Raw genomic sequence first — 16,972 nt, forward strand, 5'->3', positions numbered from 1 at the left:
AATAGGTATGAAGCTTAGCTTATACATAACGATACTTATAGTGGCTTTAATAGGTACTACGGAAGGGTTCGCTCAACAGGATCCGCAGTATACCCATTATAACTATAATACAATGACCGTTAATTCGGCATATACAGGGTCTAGAGGAAACCTAGCGATCATCTCCTTATATAGAAATCAATGGGTAGGAGTTGAGGGAGCGCCTAAAACTATCACTTTTGGTATAGATTCTCCAATAGGAAAATATGATGGAGCGGGACTTTCAATCGTACAAGATGAAATTGGACCTTCTTCTGAAACTTACATTGATGGTAATTATGCGCATCAAATAGTTGTTAACAGAAAGGGAGATAAACTTGCTTTCGGATTAAAAGCCGGTGTTCGGTTTTTAAGTATAGATTGGAGCAAAGGATTGTATAGGGATGAGGGTGATGTATTTTTAAACGAAAATATAAACGGAAAGCTGTTACCATCTATTGGTGCAGGGGCTTTTTATTACACTAGAAATGCATATATAGGATTATCTACGCCAAATATTTTGACCAATACCCATTATGATGAAATACAAGAAGCAGAATCTGTAGAGCGTATTCATATATTCTTAATTGGTGGTTACGTATTTGATTTAAATCCGTTTTTGAAGTTCAAACCATCATTTTTTGTAAAACATGTTGTAGGTGCGCCTCTTTCTGCAGATGTATCGGCAAACTTCTTAATGAACGAAAAATTAACCCTTGGTGTAAACTATAGATGGGATGATAGTGTAAGTGCACTTTTCGGATTGCAAATTACACCACAGTTAAATATGGGTTATGCCTATGATTTTTCTACCACCCAATTAACTGCATATAATTCCGGTACGCACGAAATCTTTTTAAGATTTATGCTGAAATCTAGAGACAGAATAATTAAGTCACCAAGATTCTTTTAAACTAAACAATGTAAACTAATAAAAGCTCTCAATTTCTTGAGAGCTTTTTGCGGTCTGTCTCTCGGCTGAGCCGGGACAGACAGGAACTCGAACCGGCGACCCTCTTGGCTGAACCGAGACAGGTATTCTACGCTATTTTATAGGGTTTGTTTTTTGATTGAAAAGCCAAAGCAAATATTGCCGATGTTGCCTTTTTAGAATTTTCTCCTTTATGAGCGCTTCTTTTTTGGTATCTAATTGTTCTGCATATACCAGTCCCCATGGTCCTTTGTTTTTGGTGTATGTTGTCTTGCCTTGATTATGATGTTCCAGACGCATTATATAATCTGTAGAATATCCTTTGTAATAGACGTCATTTGAAGAAGAATACATAATAATAGGTCATAAAAAAGAAAAAAGATTATAAACGAAAAAAGCTCTCAATTTCTTGAGAGCTTTTAGCGGTCTGGACGGGACTCGAACCCGCGACCCCCTGCGTGACAGGCAGGTATTCTAACCAACTGAACTACCAGACCGTGGCGTTTAGCGAGTGCAAATATATGTGGTTTATTTAATTGCACAAACATTTTTTTTACTTTTTTTTTCACTCTAGAGAAATTTATTTCTTTCTACGAGAAAAGTATTGAGCACCGTGGAGAAATCTCGGTGTATATCTATGTCCACATATTTGATTTTATATTGCGCACATTTCATTTTTATGTCAGATAAATATGCGGTAATACGTTCATTATAAGCTTCCTTAATATTATCGGCATATAAATCTAAATGTTCGCCGGTTTCTACGTCGACAAATCTCTTGGGTGTATTTTCAAAATTAAAGAATAATTCTCGCTGTTTATCCATCGGGTGAAAAAGTACGACATCGTGCTTATTATATTTCAAATGACGTAGCGCTTCAAACAATTCATCATCGTTTTTTTCGGTTTGAAACATGTCTGTAAACAGAAAAATGAGACTTCTACGTTTAATATTTTCTGCGATTTGATGTAAATAGGTATAAGTATTTGTTTCCTTTGGCGGATTTTTAGCCATACCAACCGCACTTAATTGCGCCAACAGCATTTGAAAATGACGTTCGCTTCCTTTTTCTGGAGCGTAATAATTATAGGTATCAGAGTAGATGCTTAACCCGACTGCATCGCGCTGTCGTTTAAGTACGTTCATTAATGCAGCTATGGCTAAGACGCTAAATCCTATTTTGTTTAAAGAATCAATGCTTAGATTATCTATCTGCGGATAATACATGGAGGCAGAGTTATCCAGAATCATGTGACACCTTAAATTCGTCTCCTCTTCATACCGTTTTGTGTACAATTTATCTGTCTTTGCAAACAGCTTCCAGTCTATATGTTTGGTGCTTTCGCCATTGTTATAGATTTTATGCTCGGCAAACTCCGCAGAGAACCCATGAAACGGACTCCTGTGTATTCCGCTAATAAAGCCTTCTACTACTTGGTTGGCAAGCAGCTCTAGATTAGAGAATAAAGATGATTTATTTAATTCTGATTGTAGATTCACACTTCTAAAGATACTAAAGACGGTTAAACTTTAAGGAGGCAAGGAATTAAAATTATCCCAAATAAAAAATCCTGCTTTTAGCAGGATTTTTTAAATTTTATATTCCCTTTTAATAGGGGTAGGGAGATTTTACAAAGCTGCGTCAATTGCATCTGTGTAAACTTTCTTAGGTGATACACCTACCTGTCTGCTTACTATTTCACCGTTTTTAAATACTAATACAGTAGGTATATTACGTACCCCGTACTTAGCTGCAAATTCTTGATTTGCATCTACATCAACTTTACCTACAACAGCTTTACCGTCATATTCAGTACTAACTTCATCGATGATAGGACCTACCATACGACAAGGACCGCACCATGCTGCCCAAAAATCAACTACTACTGGTTTATCGCTTTTTAAAACTACCTCGTCAAAAGTAGCATCTGTTATTTCTAATGCCATTTTAATATCTTTTATTGATTATGCAAATTTAGTCAATTATTCTTCGCTTTCCTTACGGGTCAATAATTCCTTTTGTCTATTAAGGTATCAAGCTAATTTATCTATTTATAAGGTTCTTTTATTGCAACCAAGTGCTAAATTAAGGTTATGATTATTGGTTTTGGTTTGCAAAATATTCTAATTTTAAATTTCTAACCAAATACTTGCCTCATTAATTCAGTTTAAAATGAACGTCTTGTTTTTCTAAAAGTTGTAATAACTCACTCGAAATCTGTACTTTTTGTTTCCGGCTATTTAAAGTCACCTTTATTTTTTCTTTCATTTCATAAACGATAAAGTTGACATTATGTTCTCCTTTATGATTGTTGAAGGTATCTTTTAAAGTGCGTACGTTCTCTTCTTTCAGTTCGGCGATGTTCAGTTTTATGGTAAGCTTTTTGGCATAAGTTTCCATTACTTCTTGTAATAGCATAAAGCTATTGAATTGCATTCTTGGGTCTCCTTTTTTTCCCGTATCCTTATTCATCCATCCATCACGAACAAATAACTTTACGTATGCAAATGAATTGATCATTAAGAAATGTCTGAATTTTAAATACTCCTCACCAAAAATCCTGAATTCATAGGAGTCCGTATAATCTTCCATAGTGAAAGCCGCCCAACCTTTTCCATTTTTAGAAACCCTGTGTTGTACGTCTGTAATTACAGCTGCAAACGTAAGTTCTCTATTTACATAGGTAGGTAAATCATTTACGCAAGCTATGTTTGCATTGCAAAATGCCTTCACCTCGGTTTTGAAATCATCTAATGGGTGTCCGGAAATATAAATACCGACCACTTCTTTTTCTCTTCGAAGCTTCTCCATTGTTCCCCATTCTTCACATGGTGGTACAACAGGTTCTGGTATTTGTACTTCGCTGGCATCACCAAAAAGACTTACTTGACTAGAGTTTTCACTTTCTTGAAACTTAGCGCCATATTTTATTGTCTTCTCTAAAAATGTAACTCCGTCTCCTTCATCATGAAAATACTGTGCCCTATGGGTATCCCCGAAAGAATCAAATCCGCCAGCAACTGCTAAACTTTCAAAAGCTTTTTTATTAGCGGCACGAAGGTCTATTCGTTTGGCAAAATCGAAGACAGATTTATAGCTTCCTTCTTCTTTTCTTTTTTCTACGATGGTTTCAACAGCACCACGACCAACACCTTTTACGGCACCCATTCCGAAACGTACAGCGCCGGCATCGTTAACGGCAAATTTATAGTATGATTCATTTACGTCTGGACCTAATACTTCTAAGCCCATTCGCTTACATTCTTCCATAAAGAAAGTAACCTGCTTGATATCGTTCATATTATTACTCAATACCGCAGCCATATATTCAGCAGGGTAGTGGGCTTTACAATATGCGGTCTGGTATGCGATCCAAGCGTAGCAGGTAGAGTGAGATTTGTTGAAGGCATAGGCAGCGAAAGCTTCCCAATCTTTCCAAATTTTCTCTAATTTATCGACTGCATGTCCTTTTGCCGAAGCTTGTTCAATGAACTTTGGCTTCATTTTATCTAGTACATACTTTTGCTTCTTACCCATTGCCTTACGCAAGACATCGGCTTCACCTTTTGTAAAATCTGCCAATTTTTGCGATAACAACATCACTTGCTCTTGGTATACCGTAATACCATAGGTTTCTGCTAAGTATTCTTCATTGGCATCAAGGTCATATATAATTTCTTCGGTACCATGTTTACGGGCAATGAAGCTTGGTATATATTCCATAGGACCAGGACGATATAAGGCGTTCATGGCAATTAAATCTGCAAAAACTGTTGGTTTTAACGCCCTCATGTGTTTCTGCATTCCAGGAGATTCATATTGGAACACCCCTACGGTTTCCCCTCTTTGAAAGAGTTCGTATGTTTTTACATCGTCTAACGGAAAATTTTCTGGATCTAATTCAATACCGTGTTTCGCTTTTACGATTTTTACGGTGTCCTTAATTAAGGTTAGCGTTTTTAATCCCAAGAAATCCATCTTCAACAATCCTGCATCTTCCACAACAGAGTTATCGAATTGCGTACAGTACATCTCAGAATCTTTAGCTAGTGCTACGGGAACGAATTTGGTAATATCATCGGGAGTAATGATTACACCACAGGCATGAATACCAGTGTTACGAACAGATCCTTCAAGAATATAAGCTTGATTCAAGGTTTCTGCTTCAAGTCCATCGCCCTCAGAAATCGCTAAAAGCTCATTTATTTTTTCTAAATCTTCAGACCTGAATTTCTCTCTTAAAATTTTTTCATCGACCCCAATAATCTTCTTCAGCTTAGACATGTCGGGTATCAACTTCGCCATGCGGTCGGAATCTTGCAAAGGCAAATCTAACGCACGTGCCGTATCTCTTATGGCAGATTTGGCCGCCATGGTACCGTACGTGATAATCTGTGCTACTTGATTAGAACCGTATTTGTCGATTACATAATCCATAACTCGACCACGCCCCTCATCATCAAAGTCAATATCAATATCGGGCATAGACACACGATCCGGATTTAAGAAACGCTCAAAAAGCAGATCGTACTTAATAGGATCCAAATTCGTAATCCATAAGCAATAAGCAACGGCAGAACCTGCGGCTGATCCACGACCAGGACCTACAGATACATCCATAGCTCTTGCGGCCCTTATAAAATCTTCTACAATCAAGAAATAACCAGGGTAACCGGTTTTCTCAATAACTTTTAGCTCAAAGTCTAATCGTTCATCAATTGCCGGGGTTATTTCGCCGTATCTTTTCTTGGCGCCCTCGTAGGTAATATGCCGTAGAAATTTGTTTTCACCTCGTTTACCACCATCTAGTTTGTCTTCTTTAAATTGAAATTCTTCTGGAATATCAAAAGCAGGTAACAGTACATCACGTGCCAAGGTAAAGGTGTCTACTTTGTCTACGATTTCTTGAATATTGATGATAGCTTCAGGAATATCCTTAAAAAGCTCTTTCATCTCATCAGATGACTTGAAATAGTATTCTTGGTTGGGTAGCCCATAGCGATAGCCACGACCACGACCTATTGGTGTAGCTTGTTTTTCGCCATCCTTAACACATAATAGAATATCATGCGCATGTGCATTTTCTTTCTCTGCGTAGTAGGTGTTATTGGTGGCAACCAGTTTTACATTGTGCTTTTTTGCAAACTGAATCAATACTTGATTTACGCGATCTTCATCTTCCTGACCGTGACGCATGATTTCAATATATAAATCATCGCCAAAAGTCTCTTTCCACCAAATTAAAGCTTCTTCTGCCTGATTTTCACCAATGTTCAATACTTTACTCGGCACTTCACCATACAGGTTACCTGTCAATACTATAACATCTTCTTTGTACTGCTCAATAACTTTCTTATCTATACGCGGCACATAATATTTACCTGATACGAATGCAATAGAAGACATTTTTGCAAGGTTCAAATACCCTTGTTTGGTCTTGGCAAGCATTACTATTTGGTATCCGTTATCTTTTTGCGATTTGTTGGTGTGATCTTCACAAACTTGAAATTCGCAACCTATTATTGGTGTAATTTCTTGTTCAGGTTCCGGTAACTCATGTAAAGGTTCTTGCCCTTCTTCTAACGTACCGTTTTGGGTAGCTTCATATCTTTTTTGGTTTGCTTCATTTCTAGCTACTACACCTTTATTATGGTTCAGTACCCCGTTTACGAAATGGAAAGCACCCATCATGTTCGCATGATCCGTCATTGCGACCGCAGGCATTTTTGCTTTGGCGGTATTGGCAATTAGATCGGAGATACTGGTGGTAGATTGTAATATCGAGAACTGGGTATGGTTATGTAGATGTGCAAAACTGGCATTTTCTAATGTAGCCAAGTTCTCTTCGATTTCTTCTTCGGTTACACCGCCCGTATCTTTTGCCCAAAGTGCATCGGCTATTTTTTTCGATGCTTTTTTTAGGTTGATATGTTTAAGACCGATAAGTTCGATTTCTTTTGGGTTCGCCTCAGAGAAATTCTTGAAATAATCAGGTTGAACATCCAACTGTTCTTTGGTGTACTGTTGCTTACGAATAAGCTCTAAAAAGCAACGTGTGGTGGCTTCAACATCGGCAGTTGCATTATGTGCTTCGCCAAAAGGTTCGCCGAATAAATACTGATGTAATTCTGTTAATGTCGGAAGCTTGAACTTACCGCCACGACCACCGGGTATTTGACACAATTGTGCCGTATGTTCTGTACAGGTATCTAAAATAGGAAGTTCTTGTAGCGGATTTTCAACTCCCATTCGGTGAAATTCAGCACCCATAATATTTAAATCGAACCCAACATTCTGTCCTACAACAAATTTTGTTTTAGACATGGCAATGTTGAATTTCTCTAATACTTCAGATAGAGAAATACCTTTTTGCTCTGCCAGCTCAGTAGAAATACCGTGAATTTGTTCGGCGTCATAGGGAATATTGAAACCGTCAGGGCGTACCAAATAATCTTGGTGTTCAATACAATTACCCATTTCGTCATGCAACTGCCATGCTATTTGTATACAACGAGGCCAGTTGTCTGTGTCGGTAATAGGGGCGTTCCAATTTTTTGGAAGACCGGTGGTTTCGGTATCAAAGATAAGGTACATATAGAATATTCTGAGTGTTCAAAAAGGGTCAGTTACTTGACCTAAAAAGTGCCTATAAAATTACAAAAAAGGAGCTGTTCGGAAAAGTAGAGTTGCTAAGAGTTATTAACGAACGAAATTGTAGATACATAATAATAGATGATTCACTAAATTTTAATCTGTAATATAAATTGATGATTGTTGTTATATATCAGTGTTAATGTGGTTTGTGTAATGTTTTCTCGTTTTTTGCACCTGAATCATATTGAAATTTTTCTATGGTTATTTAAATAACTATTATTAGTAGTTGCCATTTCGGTATTTTGAATTATATTTGCACCCGCTTAAGAGTAAGCGAAAAACTAGAATTAATAATCAAGGGTCGGGCACCCTACAAATTAATGTGATATGCCAGTAAAAATTAGATTACAAAGACACGGTAAAAAAGGAAAACCATTCTATTGGGTAGTTGCTGCAGATGCAAGAGCTAAAAGAGATGGTAAATTCTTAGAAAAATTAGGTATCTACAATCCTAATACAAACCCTGCAACTATTGAACTTGATGTTGATAGTTCAGTAAAGTGGTTACAAAACGGTGCACAACCTACAGATACAGCTAAAGCTATTCTCTCTTATAGAGGTGTTCTTTTAAAGCATCACTTATTAGGTGGTGTTCGTAAAGGTGCATTAACTGAAGAGCAGGCTGAAGAAAAATTCAATACTTGGGTTTCTGAAAAAGAACAAGCTATTGCTGATAAAGTTGGTGGTTTAGATAAAGTAAAAGCTGATGCTAGAGCTGCTGCGTTAAAAGCGGAAAAAGAAGTAAACGATAAGCGTGCTGCAGATGCTGCCGCTGCTGCTTTACCAGAAGTTGCTGAAGGTGAAAACGCTGAAGCTGAGGTAGAAGCTGTTGAAGCTGCTGGCGAGCCAGAGCAAGTTGTTGAAACTCCAGAAGCTCCGGCTGCTGAAGAAGATAAAGCATAATTTTTAAGAAACGATGCGAAAGGAAGATTGTTTCTACCTAGGTAATATCGTTTCAAAATATAGTTTCAAAGGTGAGGTGTTAGTAAAACTAGATACCGATGACCCCGAGATATACGAAAACATGGAATCAGTATTCGTTTCTTTAGGAAACAATCTGGTTCCATTTTTTATTAAAAAATGCCGACTTCATAAATCGAACTTACTACGTATAGATTTTGAAGAAGTGAAATCAGAATCTGATGCAGACCGCATTATGAAATCTGGACTCTATTTACCACTTACCATGTTGCCTAAACTTACGGGTAACAAGTTTTATTACCACGAAATTATAGGCTTTACCATGATAGACTCCGTTCATGGTGATATTGGTATTATACAAAGTGTCAACGATACTACGGCACAAGCTTTGTTCGAAGTGGAGAAAGAAGATAAGCAACTGCTTATACCTGTTAGTGATGATATCATTACAAAAATAGACCGCGATAACAAAAGTATTTTCGTCACTACACCCGAAGGACTTGTAGATTTATATCTTTCGTAAATTAACCTCAATTTTACATTGTTATTATCTTAGGTTCGACCATTAGATATTGTTATAGTAATAAATTTTATCCTCATTTTTTAGAATTCTAGTAGTATCTAGCTTCTGTACTTCGTTATTGGTCGAATTTTAACTGTTATTATATTGTAAAGTTTGTAAGTTCAATGCAGTATTAAAAAACCTGCACCAATGTCCAAAAACTTTATGAGTAGCTCCCTCGGTTTTATTAATATGGCACTTGCTTGCTGTGTATTGTTGAGTTGTTCGTCAAAATCAGAAAAAACAATTGCCTTAAATGATAGTACTGGTCAAAACAGTATTCCCGAAAAAATTGATTTTACTTTTCATGTAAAACCCATATTATCTGATCGTTGCTTTATATGTCATGGTCCTGATAAGAACGCTGTAGAAGGTGACCTTTCGCTTCATTCCGCAGAAGAAGCTTACAGAGCTTTGGGCGAGTTAAAAGATCACGCTGCCATTGTTCCTGGAGATGCTACTAAAAGTAGTTTGGTCGAGCGTATTTTTAGTGATGATTCGAATTTAATTATGCCTCCACCAGAATCTAATTTAGTTTTAGAAGAATATGAAAAGAAGATTCTAGAAAAATGGATAGAACAAGGTGCTGAATATAAAACACATTGGGCATTTATTCCGCCAACACAACAAGAAGTACCTGATAATGATAAGGAATGGGGGAATAATGAAATTGATGCTTTTGTGTTGAGTAAGTTGACAGAAAAAAATATGAGCCCGAGTGATCGGGCGAGTAGCGAGAAATTGCTGCGTAGAATTACATTCGATTTAACAGGACTTCCGCCAACTTTAAAGCAATTAGAAAAATTTGCGGCTGATCCTTCTAAAGAGAAGTACGAAGAAATAATAGATTCACTATTGTTATCTGTTGATTATGCGGAGAATATGGCAGCTGAATGGATGGATATTGCACGATATGCAGATACTCATGGTTATCAAGATGATTTTGAGCGCACTATGTGGCCTTGGCGAGATTGGGTAATTCATGCGTTCAAAGAAAATATGCCGTATGATCAATTTGTTACCTATCAGTTAGCCGGAGATCTATTGCCAAATGCCAATCTAGAACAAATATTAGCTACCGGTTTTAACAGGAATCACAAAATTACTGCTGAAGGCGGCGTGATTCCTGAAGAATACCGGGTTGAATATGTTGAAGATAGAAATACCACGCTAGGTACTGCATTTTTAGGATTGACCCTAGAATGTGCGCGTTGTCATGATCATAAGTATGATCCCATCAGTCAAAAAGAGCACTTTCAATTCTATAGTTTTTTTAATAATATTCCTGAGAAAGGTTTGTTAGCAAATGCTGCAGAACTACCAGAACCTTATATAAAGGTTACTCCGAAAGAGGTAAATGACATCCTCGGATTCATTAATCTTAATAAAAGTGACATGAAAGAGGTGCCGGTAATGGTGATGAAAGAAATGGACCAGCCTAGGCCTACCTTTATATTGAAAAGAGGTATTTATGACCAGTATGGGGATGAAGTTTTTCCTGATACTCCTTCTTCTATTCTTCCTTTCGACGATTATCCGAAGAATAGATTAGGATTGGCACAATGGCTTTTTGAAGATAAGCATCCACTTACGGCAAGGGTTGCGGTCAATAGGTTGTGGCAGCGAATGTTTGGTAGCGGAATTGTGGCTTCTTCGTTTGATTTTGGTAATCAAGGGTCGTTACCTACGCATCCAGAATTGTTAGATTATTTGGCTATCAAATATAAAAATGAAGGGTGGAATACTAGGGAGATGCTGAAGTACATTGCTATGTCTGAAGCCTATCAACAAGACACAAAAGCTAGTCCCGAGAAATTAGAACAAGATCCTGAAAATAAATATTTGGCACGAGCATCGCGATTACGTTTATCGTCTGAAGCAATTCGTGATCAAGCGCTAGCTTTTAGCGGATTGTTGAATAAAGAAGTTGGTGGACCAAGTGTAAAACCCTATCAGCCTGAAGGTATTTGGGAAGAAACTACCGGCGGCGGTGGCGGAAGTACTGCATCATATACTTTAAGTGAAGGCAAGGATGTCTATAGAAAAAGTATATATACATTTTGGAAACGTACCGTGCCACCACCTAGTATGATGACTTTTGATAGTAGCTCTAGAGATTATTGTTCTGTAAAAAGACAAGAAACCAATACTCCATTGCAAGCTTTGGTATTACTAAATGATCCACAGATAGTTGAAGCTGCGAGAGTAGCTGCTGTGGGTGAAATGACTGCGCATCCCAATTCTGAGAATGAGCAGATAAAGACTTTGTTTTATAAAGCTACTTCTCGATTACCAAATGAAATTGAAGTACAGTCGCTGGTTGATTATTATACTGAAATGTTGGGTAAAGTAGAGAGTGGTGAAGTTTCGGTAAGCGAGTATTTAAGTATTGGTAGAAGTGAAGTACCTACAGAACTGAATAAAGAGAAACTAGTGGCAATGACTCTAACTGCACACACGATTTTAAATTTAGACGAAACCATAAATAGAGGCTAATTATGAGCGAGAAGAAAATAGTAGAAGAACGGTCTCTAATTTTAAATAGACGATCTTTTTTAGGAAAGGCAGCAATGGGTGTTGGCGGAATAGGATTAGCATCTTTATTAGGTACCAACTTATTTAGAAAGGGTGAAAACGGATTGTATACAGCCGATAGCGGACCAGCTGGAGTAAAAGGAGTATTAGATTCATTGCATCATCCATCAAAAATAAAAAGAGTTATTTATCTTTTTCAAAGTGGTGGACCATCACAATTAGAATTGTTCGATTATAAACCGCTATTGAATCAGCGTAGAGGTGAAGATTTACCGGAGTCTATTCGTAACGGACAACGTTTAACGGGTATGACCTCTGGTCAAGATAAATTCCCGCTTGTAGGCTCTAATTTTGAATTTCAAAGGCATGGTAAAAACGGAACTTATATAAGTGACTTATTGCCTTATACGGCTAAAATGGTTGATGATATTTGTATCGTAAAGTCCATGTATACCGAGGCGATAAATCATGATCCCGCAGTTACCTTCTTTCAAACAGGTTCTCAGCAACCGGGCAGACCTAGTATTGGGTCGTGGTTAAGTTATGGACTTGGTAGTGAGAATGAAAACTTACCGGCATTTACGGTGTTACTTTCAAGAGGTTCGGGTAGACCAAACGGACAGCCATTATATACCAGACTTTGGGGTAACGGATTTTTACATTCCCTTCACCAAGGTGTGCAGTTTAGAGCGGCAAAAGATCCTGTTTTATATTTAAATGACCCAAAGGGGACTACAGCAGATGTCAAAAGATCTATGCTCGATAAATTGGCTGAGCTGAACGATCAGCATTATCAAGAATCTAACGACCCAGAAATACAAAGTAGAATTGCCCAATACGAAATGGCATATAGAATGCAAACTTCTGTTCCTGATGTTATGAATACTGAAGGTGAACCAGATTATATCTATAAAATGTACGGGTCAGATGCTAAGATTCCTGGTACATTCGCAGCAAACTGTTTGTTAGCAAGACGTTTGGCAGAAAAAGATGTCCGTTTTATACAATTGTACCATATGGGTTGGGATCAGCATGATAATTTGCCCGGTGCCATTCAAAAACAGGCTAAAGATGTAGATCAAGCGTCTGCAGCTTTAATTGCCGATTTAAAACAACGTGGAATGCTAGAAGATACCTTGGTTGTTTGGGGTGGGGAGTTTGGTAGAACAAACTACTCTCAAGGTTTGCTAACAGATACTACTTATGGTAGGGATCACCACCCAAGATGCTTTACCATGTGGATGGCAGGTGGTGGTATTAAACCTGGTATTGTATACGGCGAAACTGATGAATTTGGATATAATATTACTCAAAACCCAGTACACGTGCATGATTTTCAAGCGACTATGTTACATCAATTAGGAATTGATCACGAGAAATTCACCTATAAATATCAAGGTAGACGCTTTAGGTTAACTGATGTTGAGGGTCATGTGATTAAAGATATTTTATCTTAATGGAGAGAAGAACTTTTATAAAAAATACTGCTGCTGCGTCAGCCGGCTTATTGACTTGTTCATCTGTGGGTGCAAATTTATTAGCGTATAAAGATGCTATTATAGGTCACGGTAGTCATCAATATAAGATTGATTTAAATTGGGGTGCATTGAATCCGAATTACTATCCGGTGAACGATTGCCATGAAATGGTGCAAGATTCTAAAGGGCGAATTTTACTATTAACCAACCACACCAAAAACAACATCATCGTTTATGACCGTTCAGGCAAGTTATTAGAAACTTGGGGTACCGATTATCCAGGTGCTCACGGGTTGACATTGAATGTTGAAAACGGTGAAGATTTCCTTTATATATCAGATAATACGCGTCATGAAGTTATTAAAACAACTATAGATGGTAGGGTAGTACAGTTTTTTACTTATCCGAAGGAATCAGGAAAATATACTTCTAAAGACGAATATATACCTACCGAAACTACCATTGCTGAAAACGGAGATGTATATATTGCCGATGGTTATGGGGCACAATATATTATGCGGTATAATGCTAAAGGGGAGTTGCTACAAACTTTTGGTGGTAGGGGCGATGCAGATCACCTATTTAATAATGCACATGGAATTTGTATTGATACTAGAGGAGGAAAATCTCCTGAGCTTTTAATTACTGCCAGACAACAGAATAAGTTGAAACGTTTTACTATGGATGGTAAATTTATAGAAAGCATAGATTTACCCGGAGCGTTTATATGTAGACCTGTAATAAAGGGTGATAATGTGTATTTGGCAACCATTTGGTCTGGTGACGGATCTGATGGTACTGGCTTTATTTCCATTTTAGATAAAGACAATAAGTTGATTTCTGCTCCAGGCGGATGCACTCCTGTATATGAGAATAATGTGTTGAAGCCAATGTGTCAATCTATCAAAATATTTACCCATCCGCATGATGTGTGTGTAGACGATGATGATAATTTATATGTAGCGCAGTGGAATTCAGGAAAAACATATCCTATAAAATTGAATAGAATATGATGAAGCGAATTATTTTTTCTCTTGTAGTAATGTTGTTCTGCAAAGTTGGAATATCTCAAAATGCAGCAACAGAAATGTTTCAATTAGCTTCACCGAAGATGAATGTTTCCGCTGTTTTTTTCGATTCATTTACGACACTCGAAATTACTAAAGACTTACCTAATTCGGTTATAAAATATTCGTTGGATGGCAGCGAAGTAAATCAAGACTCTAAAGTTTATAATGAGCCATTAAAAATTGCAGAAAGCGCCGTAATAAGAGCAATTGTGTACCATCCTGATTATTTGGAAAGTGACGAGGTGCAATTAGAAGTGGTAAAAACTGTAAAAGAAAGTGCGATTAAATCACTTGTTTTAAATCCGCAGCCTAGTGAAAAGTATTCCGGTTTGGGAGCTACAGGGTTAATGGATTTAAAGAAAGGTAGTGCGCAATTTGGCGGAGACAAACAATGGTTGGGGTATCAAACTGATAGTGTTTTGGCAACGTTGCAATTAGAAAAGAATAGTGAGGTATCAAAGGTGGTGCTTAGCGCATTGACCAATCAGTCTAACTGGATATTCGCTCCCGGTAAAATTGAAGTTTTTTATGATGGAGAAATAATTGGAACCGAAACATATTCTAATAGTAAAATAGAAGCTTCAAATAGTGCTACTTTTTTAACTGTACCAGTAGTAAAAGGTGCATATAAAACTCTAGATGTAGTCATTTATTCGCTTAGCGAAATACCAGAATGGCATCAAGGTAAAGGCACGACGCCATGGTTGTTTATAGACGAAATTATAATTCAATAGCATGATTCAATTAGGAATACAAATAGGACACCTACATCCACTTTTTGTTCATTTACCCATCGGTATTATAATGATGGCGTTTTTGCTTGAAGTATATAGTCGATTTATAGCAAAAAAATCAATCGATGAAGTCATTGAGTTTACATTGCTAATTGCTGGGGCTACCGCAATATTGTCATTAGGCACGGGTTGGCTGCTAGGTGAAGAAAGTGGGTATGATGAAGATTCTCTTTTTCTTCACCGTTGGATGGCAGTATCTTTTACGGTAACTACCATGTTACTCTATTTTGTAAAGCGTAGCAAGATTACCTGGGTTAGTAAATCTTATGTTCCTCTATTTCTTATTGTTTTGGGCTTAATAAGTTTAACTGGGCATTTTGGAGGGAACATGACTCATGGCGAAGACTATTTGTTCGTAGAAGAAAAGGAAGAACTAGTCATTACAAACATACAAGAGGCTCAGGTATATGCACAGGTAATTCAGCCTATTTTAGATAATAAATGTGTAAGCTGCCATAATGCAAATAAAGCCAAAGGCGGATTGCTTATGAGTACCCCTAATGAAATTCTTAAAGGTGGTGATTCGGGTAGTCTTTTGGATACTATCTCTGGTCATGAGCAAACATTGTTTTTAGAGCGTGTGCATTTGCCTCTAGAAAATGATGATCATATGCCGCCAAAAGGTAAGGTTCAATTAACAGACAATGAGAAGGTTTTGTTAGAATGGTGGATAGCCAATAAAAATTGCTTTGAATGCAAAGTGAACGAGCTGCCAACAGAAGGAAAATTAGCCGCAATACTAACTTCTCTTGAGCAAGATACTTCTGCATTGGCTGTTTTAGCCAAAGAGGCTGTTGAGATACCTAAAGAGTGGTTGCAGAATGTTAGAGCTGCAGGTATACCTGTACAAAAACTTTCCGGGAAAAATCACTTATTAGCAGTGAACATGGCGAGTATGGATGCTATTACTGAAGACAAGTTAGAGGTGTTAGAAGAATATGCCCCTAATATTATAGAGATGGATTTCGGTTTTAGTAATTTCAATGATGAGCTAATGTCGCAATTAAAACCGTTTAAGAATTTACTAAAATTAAAGCTACAGCATACACAGGTTACTGATGCTATTGCTGATGATTTGGCTGATTTTGAATTACTAGAATCACTGAATCTTTATGGTACTGCAGTAACCGATAAGTTGGTAATTGAACTTAAAAAGAACAAAAAACTCCAAAGTATTTATTTATGGAACACAGGTGTTTCTACAGATGGTTTAGCGCAACTTCAAACAAATAACCCTGGGTTGACCATACAGCAAATTGGTGCTGATGTCTTTGAAGCAACTATTTTAGATCCACCTACGATAATAAGTGATGTTAGTTTTTTTAGTGATCATCTCACTATTTCAATTGAAAGCCTTTTTGAGGGCACCGAAATATACTACACCATTGATGGCTCTACGCCAACAGAAGCTTCTTTAAAATATGATACTGAAATTACTTTGCAAACCACTGCTAATGTAAAAGCAATTGCCGTAAAAAAAGAGTGGAAGCCAAGTGTGATAGCCGAGCGTACATTCATTAAGAATAACATCGCTTACAATAATGTAGATTTATTGACCGTACCAAATGAGAAGTATGCTGGTCAAAAGGGCAAGACTTTAATGGACCAGAAACGTGGGTCTATAAATTTTGTTGACGGCAATTGGCTGGGTTTTGAAGGCAAGCACTTAAATGCAATTGTTGAGTTAAAAGAACAGAATAAAATATCTAAAGTATCTATTGGTGCTTTATCGGCACCCGCAAGTTGGATATTCTACCCTAAGGCATTTGTCGTTTCGGCTTCTAAAGACGGAGTTAATTTTAAAGAAATTGGAAGAAAAGAAATGGGTGAAGAAAACCCGAATGCAGAAGTTAAACTTACTTTTTTCGATTTAGATGTTACACCGACCGACGCTAAATATGTAAAATTGCAAATACAAAGTCCGTTGAAGAACCCTGCTTGGCATACAGATCCAGGTGGTAAAAGTTGGATATTTATTGATGAAGTAGTGCTGAATTAAATTCAGCAC

Annotated in this window: 12 protein-coding genes and 1 tRNA gene; 8 read left to right on the plus strand and 5 right to left on the minus strand. The window is 37.3% G+C overall.

The genetic code is table 11. The features are described from left to right. Positions 1 to 7 precede the first annotated feature (7 nt). Complete coding sequence (locus tag CLV90_RS03875; protein WP_133686193.1) at positions 8 to 931, plus strand: PorP/SprF family type IX secretion system membrane protein; 924 nt, start codon at positions 8 to 10, stop codon at positions 929 to 931. 132 nt (positions 932 to 1,063) lie between these two features. Here CLV90_RS03875 and CLV90_RS03880 read toward each other — a convergent pair whose 3' ends face one another. The 5 genes from CLV90_RS03880 to dnaE form a co-directional block, all read right to left on the minus strand. Continuing rightward, positions 1,064 to 1,303 (minus strand): GIY-YIG nuclease family protein, encoded by a 240-nt coding sequence (locus CLV90_RS03880; protein ID WP_133686194.1) that lies wholly within the window; start codon positions 1,301 to 1,303, stop codon positions 1,064 to 1,066. A 69-nt stretch (positions 1,304 to 1,372) separates the two neighbouring features. Then, positions 1,373 to 1,446 (minus strand) — tRNA-Asp (locus CLV90_RS03885). A 73-nt stretch (positions 1,447 to 1,519) separates the two neighbouring features. After that, the gene (locus tag CLV90_RS03890; protein WP_133686195.1) at positions 1,520 to 2,449 is read right to left on the minus strand and encodes a DUF58 domain-containing protein; all 930 of its coding nucleotides are present in this window, start codon (positions 2,447 to 2,449) and stop codon (positions 1,520 to 1,522) included. Positions 2,450 to 2,578: 129 nt separating this feature from the next. Beyond that, complete coding sequence (trxA, locus tag CLV90_RS03895; RefSeq protein WP_013550701.1) at positions 2,579 to 2,896, minus strand: thioredoxin; 318 nt, start codon at positions 2,894 to 2,896, stop codon at positions 2,579 to 2,581. Between the two features lie 211 nt (positions 2,897 to 3,107). Next, positions 3,108 to 7,544: a DNA polymerase III subunit alpha gene (gene dnaE, locus CLV90_RS03900; protein ID WP_133686196.1), complete on the minus strand. Its 4,437-nt coding sequence runs from the start codon at positions 7,542 to 7,544 to the stop codon at positions 3,108 to 3,110. A 387-nt stretch (positions 7,545 to 7,931) separates the two neighbouring features. Here dnaE and CLV90_RS03905 point away from each other — a divergent pair, with 387 nt between their 5' ends. The 7 genes from CLV90_RS03905 (at position 7,932) to CLV90_RS03935 (ending at position 16,963) form a co-directional block, all read left to right on the plus strand. Next, entirely contained in the window at positions 7,932 to 8,507 is a 576-nt protein-coding gene (locus CLV90_RS03905; protein ID WP_133686197.1) for a 30S ribosomal protein S16, read from the plus strand. 13 nt (positions 8,508 to 8,520) lie between these two features. Next, positions 8,521 to 9,048, plus strand: coding sequence for a ribosome maturation factor RimM (gene rimM, locus CLV90_RS03910; protein WP_133686198.1), 528 nt, complete (start codon positions 8,521 to 8,523; stop codon positions 9,046 to 9,048). A 204-nt stretch (positions 9,049 to 9,252) separates the two neighbouring features. Beyond that, the gene (locus tag CLV90_RS03915) at positions 9,253 to 11,583 is read left to right on the plus strand and encodes a PSD1 and planctomycete cytochrome C domain-containing protein (RefSeq protein ID WP_243835255.1); all 2,331 of its coding nucleotides are present in this window, start codon (positions 9,253 to 9,255) and stop codon (positions 11,581 to 11,583) included. A gap of 2 nt (positions 11,584 to 11,585) precedes the next feature. Next, on the plus strand, positions 11,586 to 13,079 hold the full coding sequence (locus CLV90_RS03920; protein ID WP_133686199.1) for a DUF1501 domain-containing protein: 1,494 nt from the start codon (positions 11,586 to 11,588) through the stop codon (positions 13,077 to 13,079). Further along, positions 13,079 to 14,113, plus strand: coding sequence for an NHL repeat-containing protein (locus tag CLV90_RS03925; RefSeq protein ID WP_133686200.1), 1,035 nt, complete (start codon positions 13,079 to 13,081; stop codon positions 14,111 to 14,113). The genes CLV90_RS03920 and CLV90_RS03925 overlap by 1 nt, the downstream gene beginning before the upstream one ends. After that, positions 14,110 to 14,904 carry a chitobiase/beta-hexosaminidase C-terminal domain-containing protein gene (locus tag CLV90_RS03930; protein ID WP_133686201.1) on the plus strand — a complete coding sequence of 265 codons (795 nt, stop codon included), beginning with the start codon at positions 14,110 to 14,112 and terminating at the stop codon, positions 14,902 to 14,904. Before CLV90_RS03925 ends, CLV90_RS03930 begins: the two co-directional genes overlap by 4 nt. Position 14,905: 1 nt before the next feature. Then, complete coding sequence (locus CLV90_RS03935; RefSeq protein ID WP_133686202.1) at positions 14,906 to 16,963, plus strand: chitobiase/beta-hexosaminidase C-terminal domain-containing protein; 2,058 nt, start codon at positions 14,906 to 14,908, stop codon at positions 16,961 to 16,963. Positions 16,964 to 16,972: the final 9 nt, after the last annotated feature.

It is taken from the genome of Maribacter spongiicola (genome assembly GCF_004364165.1).
Classification (GTDB): domain Bacteria; phylum Bacteroidota; class Bacteroidia; order Flavobacteriales; family Flavobacteriaceae; genus Maribacter; species Maribacter spongiicola.

Bases quoted from the DNA above. Each gene is read 5' to 3' on its own strand.
- rimM (WP_133686198.1), top strand. From the start codon at position 8,521: ATGCGAAAGGAAGATTGTTTCTACCTAGGTAATATCGTTTCAAAATAT.
- dnaE (WP_133686196.1), bottom strand. From the start codon at position 7,544: ATGTACCTTATCTTTGATACCGAAACCACCGGTCTTCCAAAAAATTGG.
- CLV90_RS03925 (WP_133686200.1), top strand. From the start codon at position 13,079: ATGGAGAGAAGAACTTTTATAAAAAATACTGCTGCTGCGTCAGCCGGC.
- CLV90_RS03880 (WP_133686194.1), bottom strand. From the start codon at position 1,303: ATGTATTCTTCTTCAAATGACGTCTATTACAAAGGATATTCTACAGAT.
- CLV90_RS03905 (WP_133686197.1), top strand. From the start codon at position 7,932: ATGCCAGTAAAAATTAGATTACAAAGACACGGTAAAAAAGGAAAACCA.
- CLV90_RS03915 (WP_243835255.1), top strand. From the start codon at position 9,253: ATGAGTAGCTCCCTCGGTTTTATTAATATGGCACTTGCTTGCTGTGTA.
- CLV90_RS03930 (WP_133686201.1), top strand. From the start codon at position 14,110: ATGATGAAGCGAATTATTTTTTCTCTTGTAGTAATGTTGTTCTGCAAA.
- CLV90_RS03935 (WP_133686202.1), top strand. From the start codon at position 14,906: ATGATTCAATTAGGAATACAAATAGGACACCTACATCCACTTTTTGTT.
- CLV90_RS03875 (WP_133686193.1), top strand. From the start codon at position 8: ATGAAGCTTAGCTTATACATAACGATACTTATAGTGGCTTTAATAGGT.
- CLV90_RS03920 (WP_133686199.1), top strand. From the start codon at position 11,586: ATGAGCGAGAAGAAAATAGTAGAAGAACGGTCTCTAATTTTAAATAGA.
- trxA (WP_013550701.1), bottom strand. From the start codon at position 2,896: ATGGCATTAGAAATAACAGATGCTACTTTTGACGAGGTAGTTTTAAAA.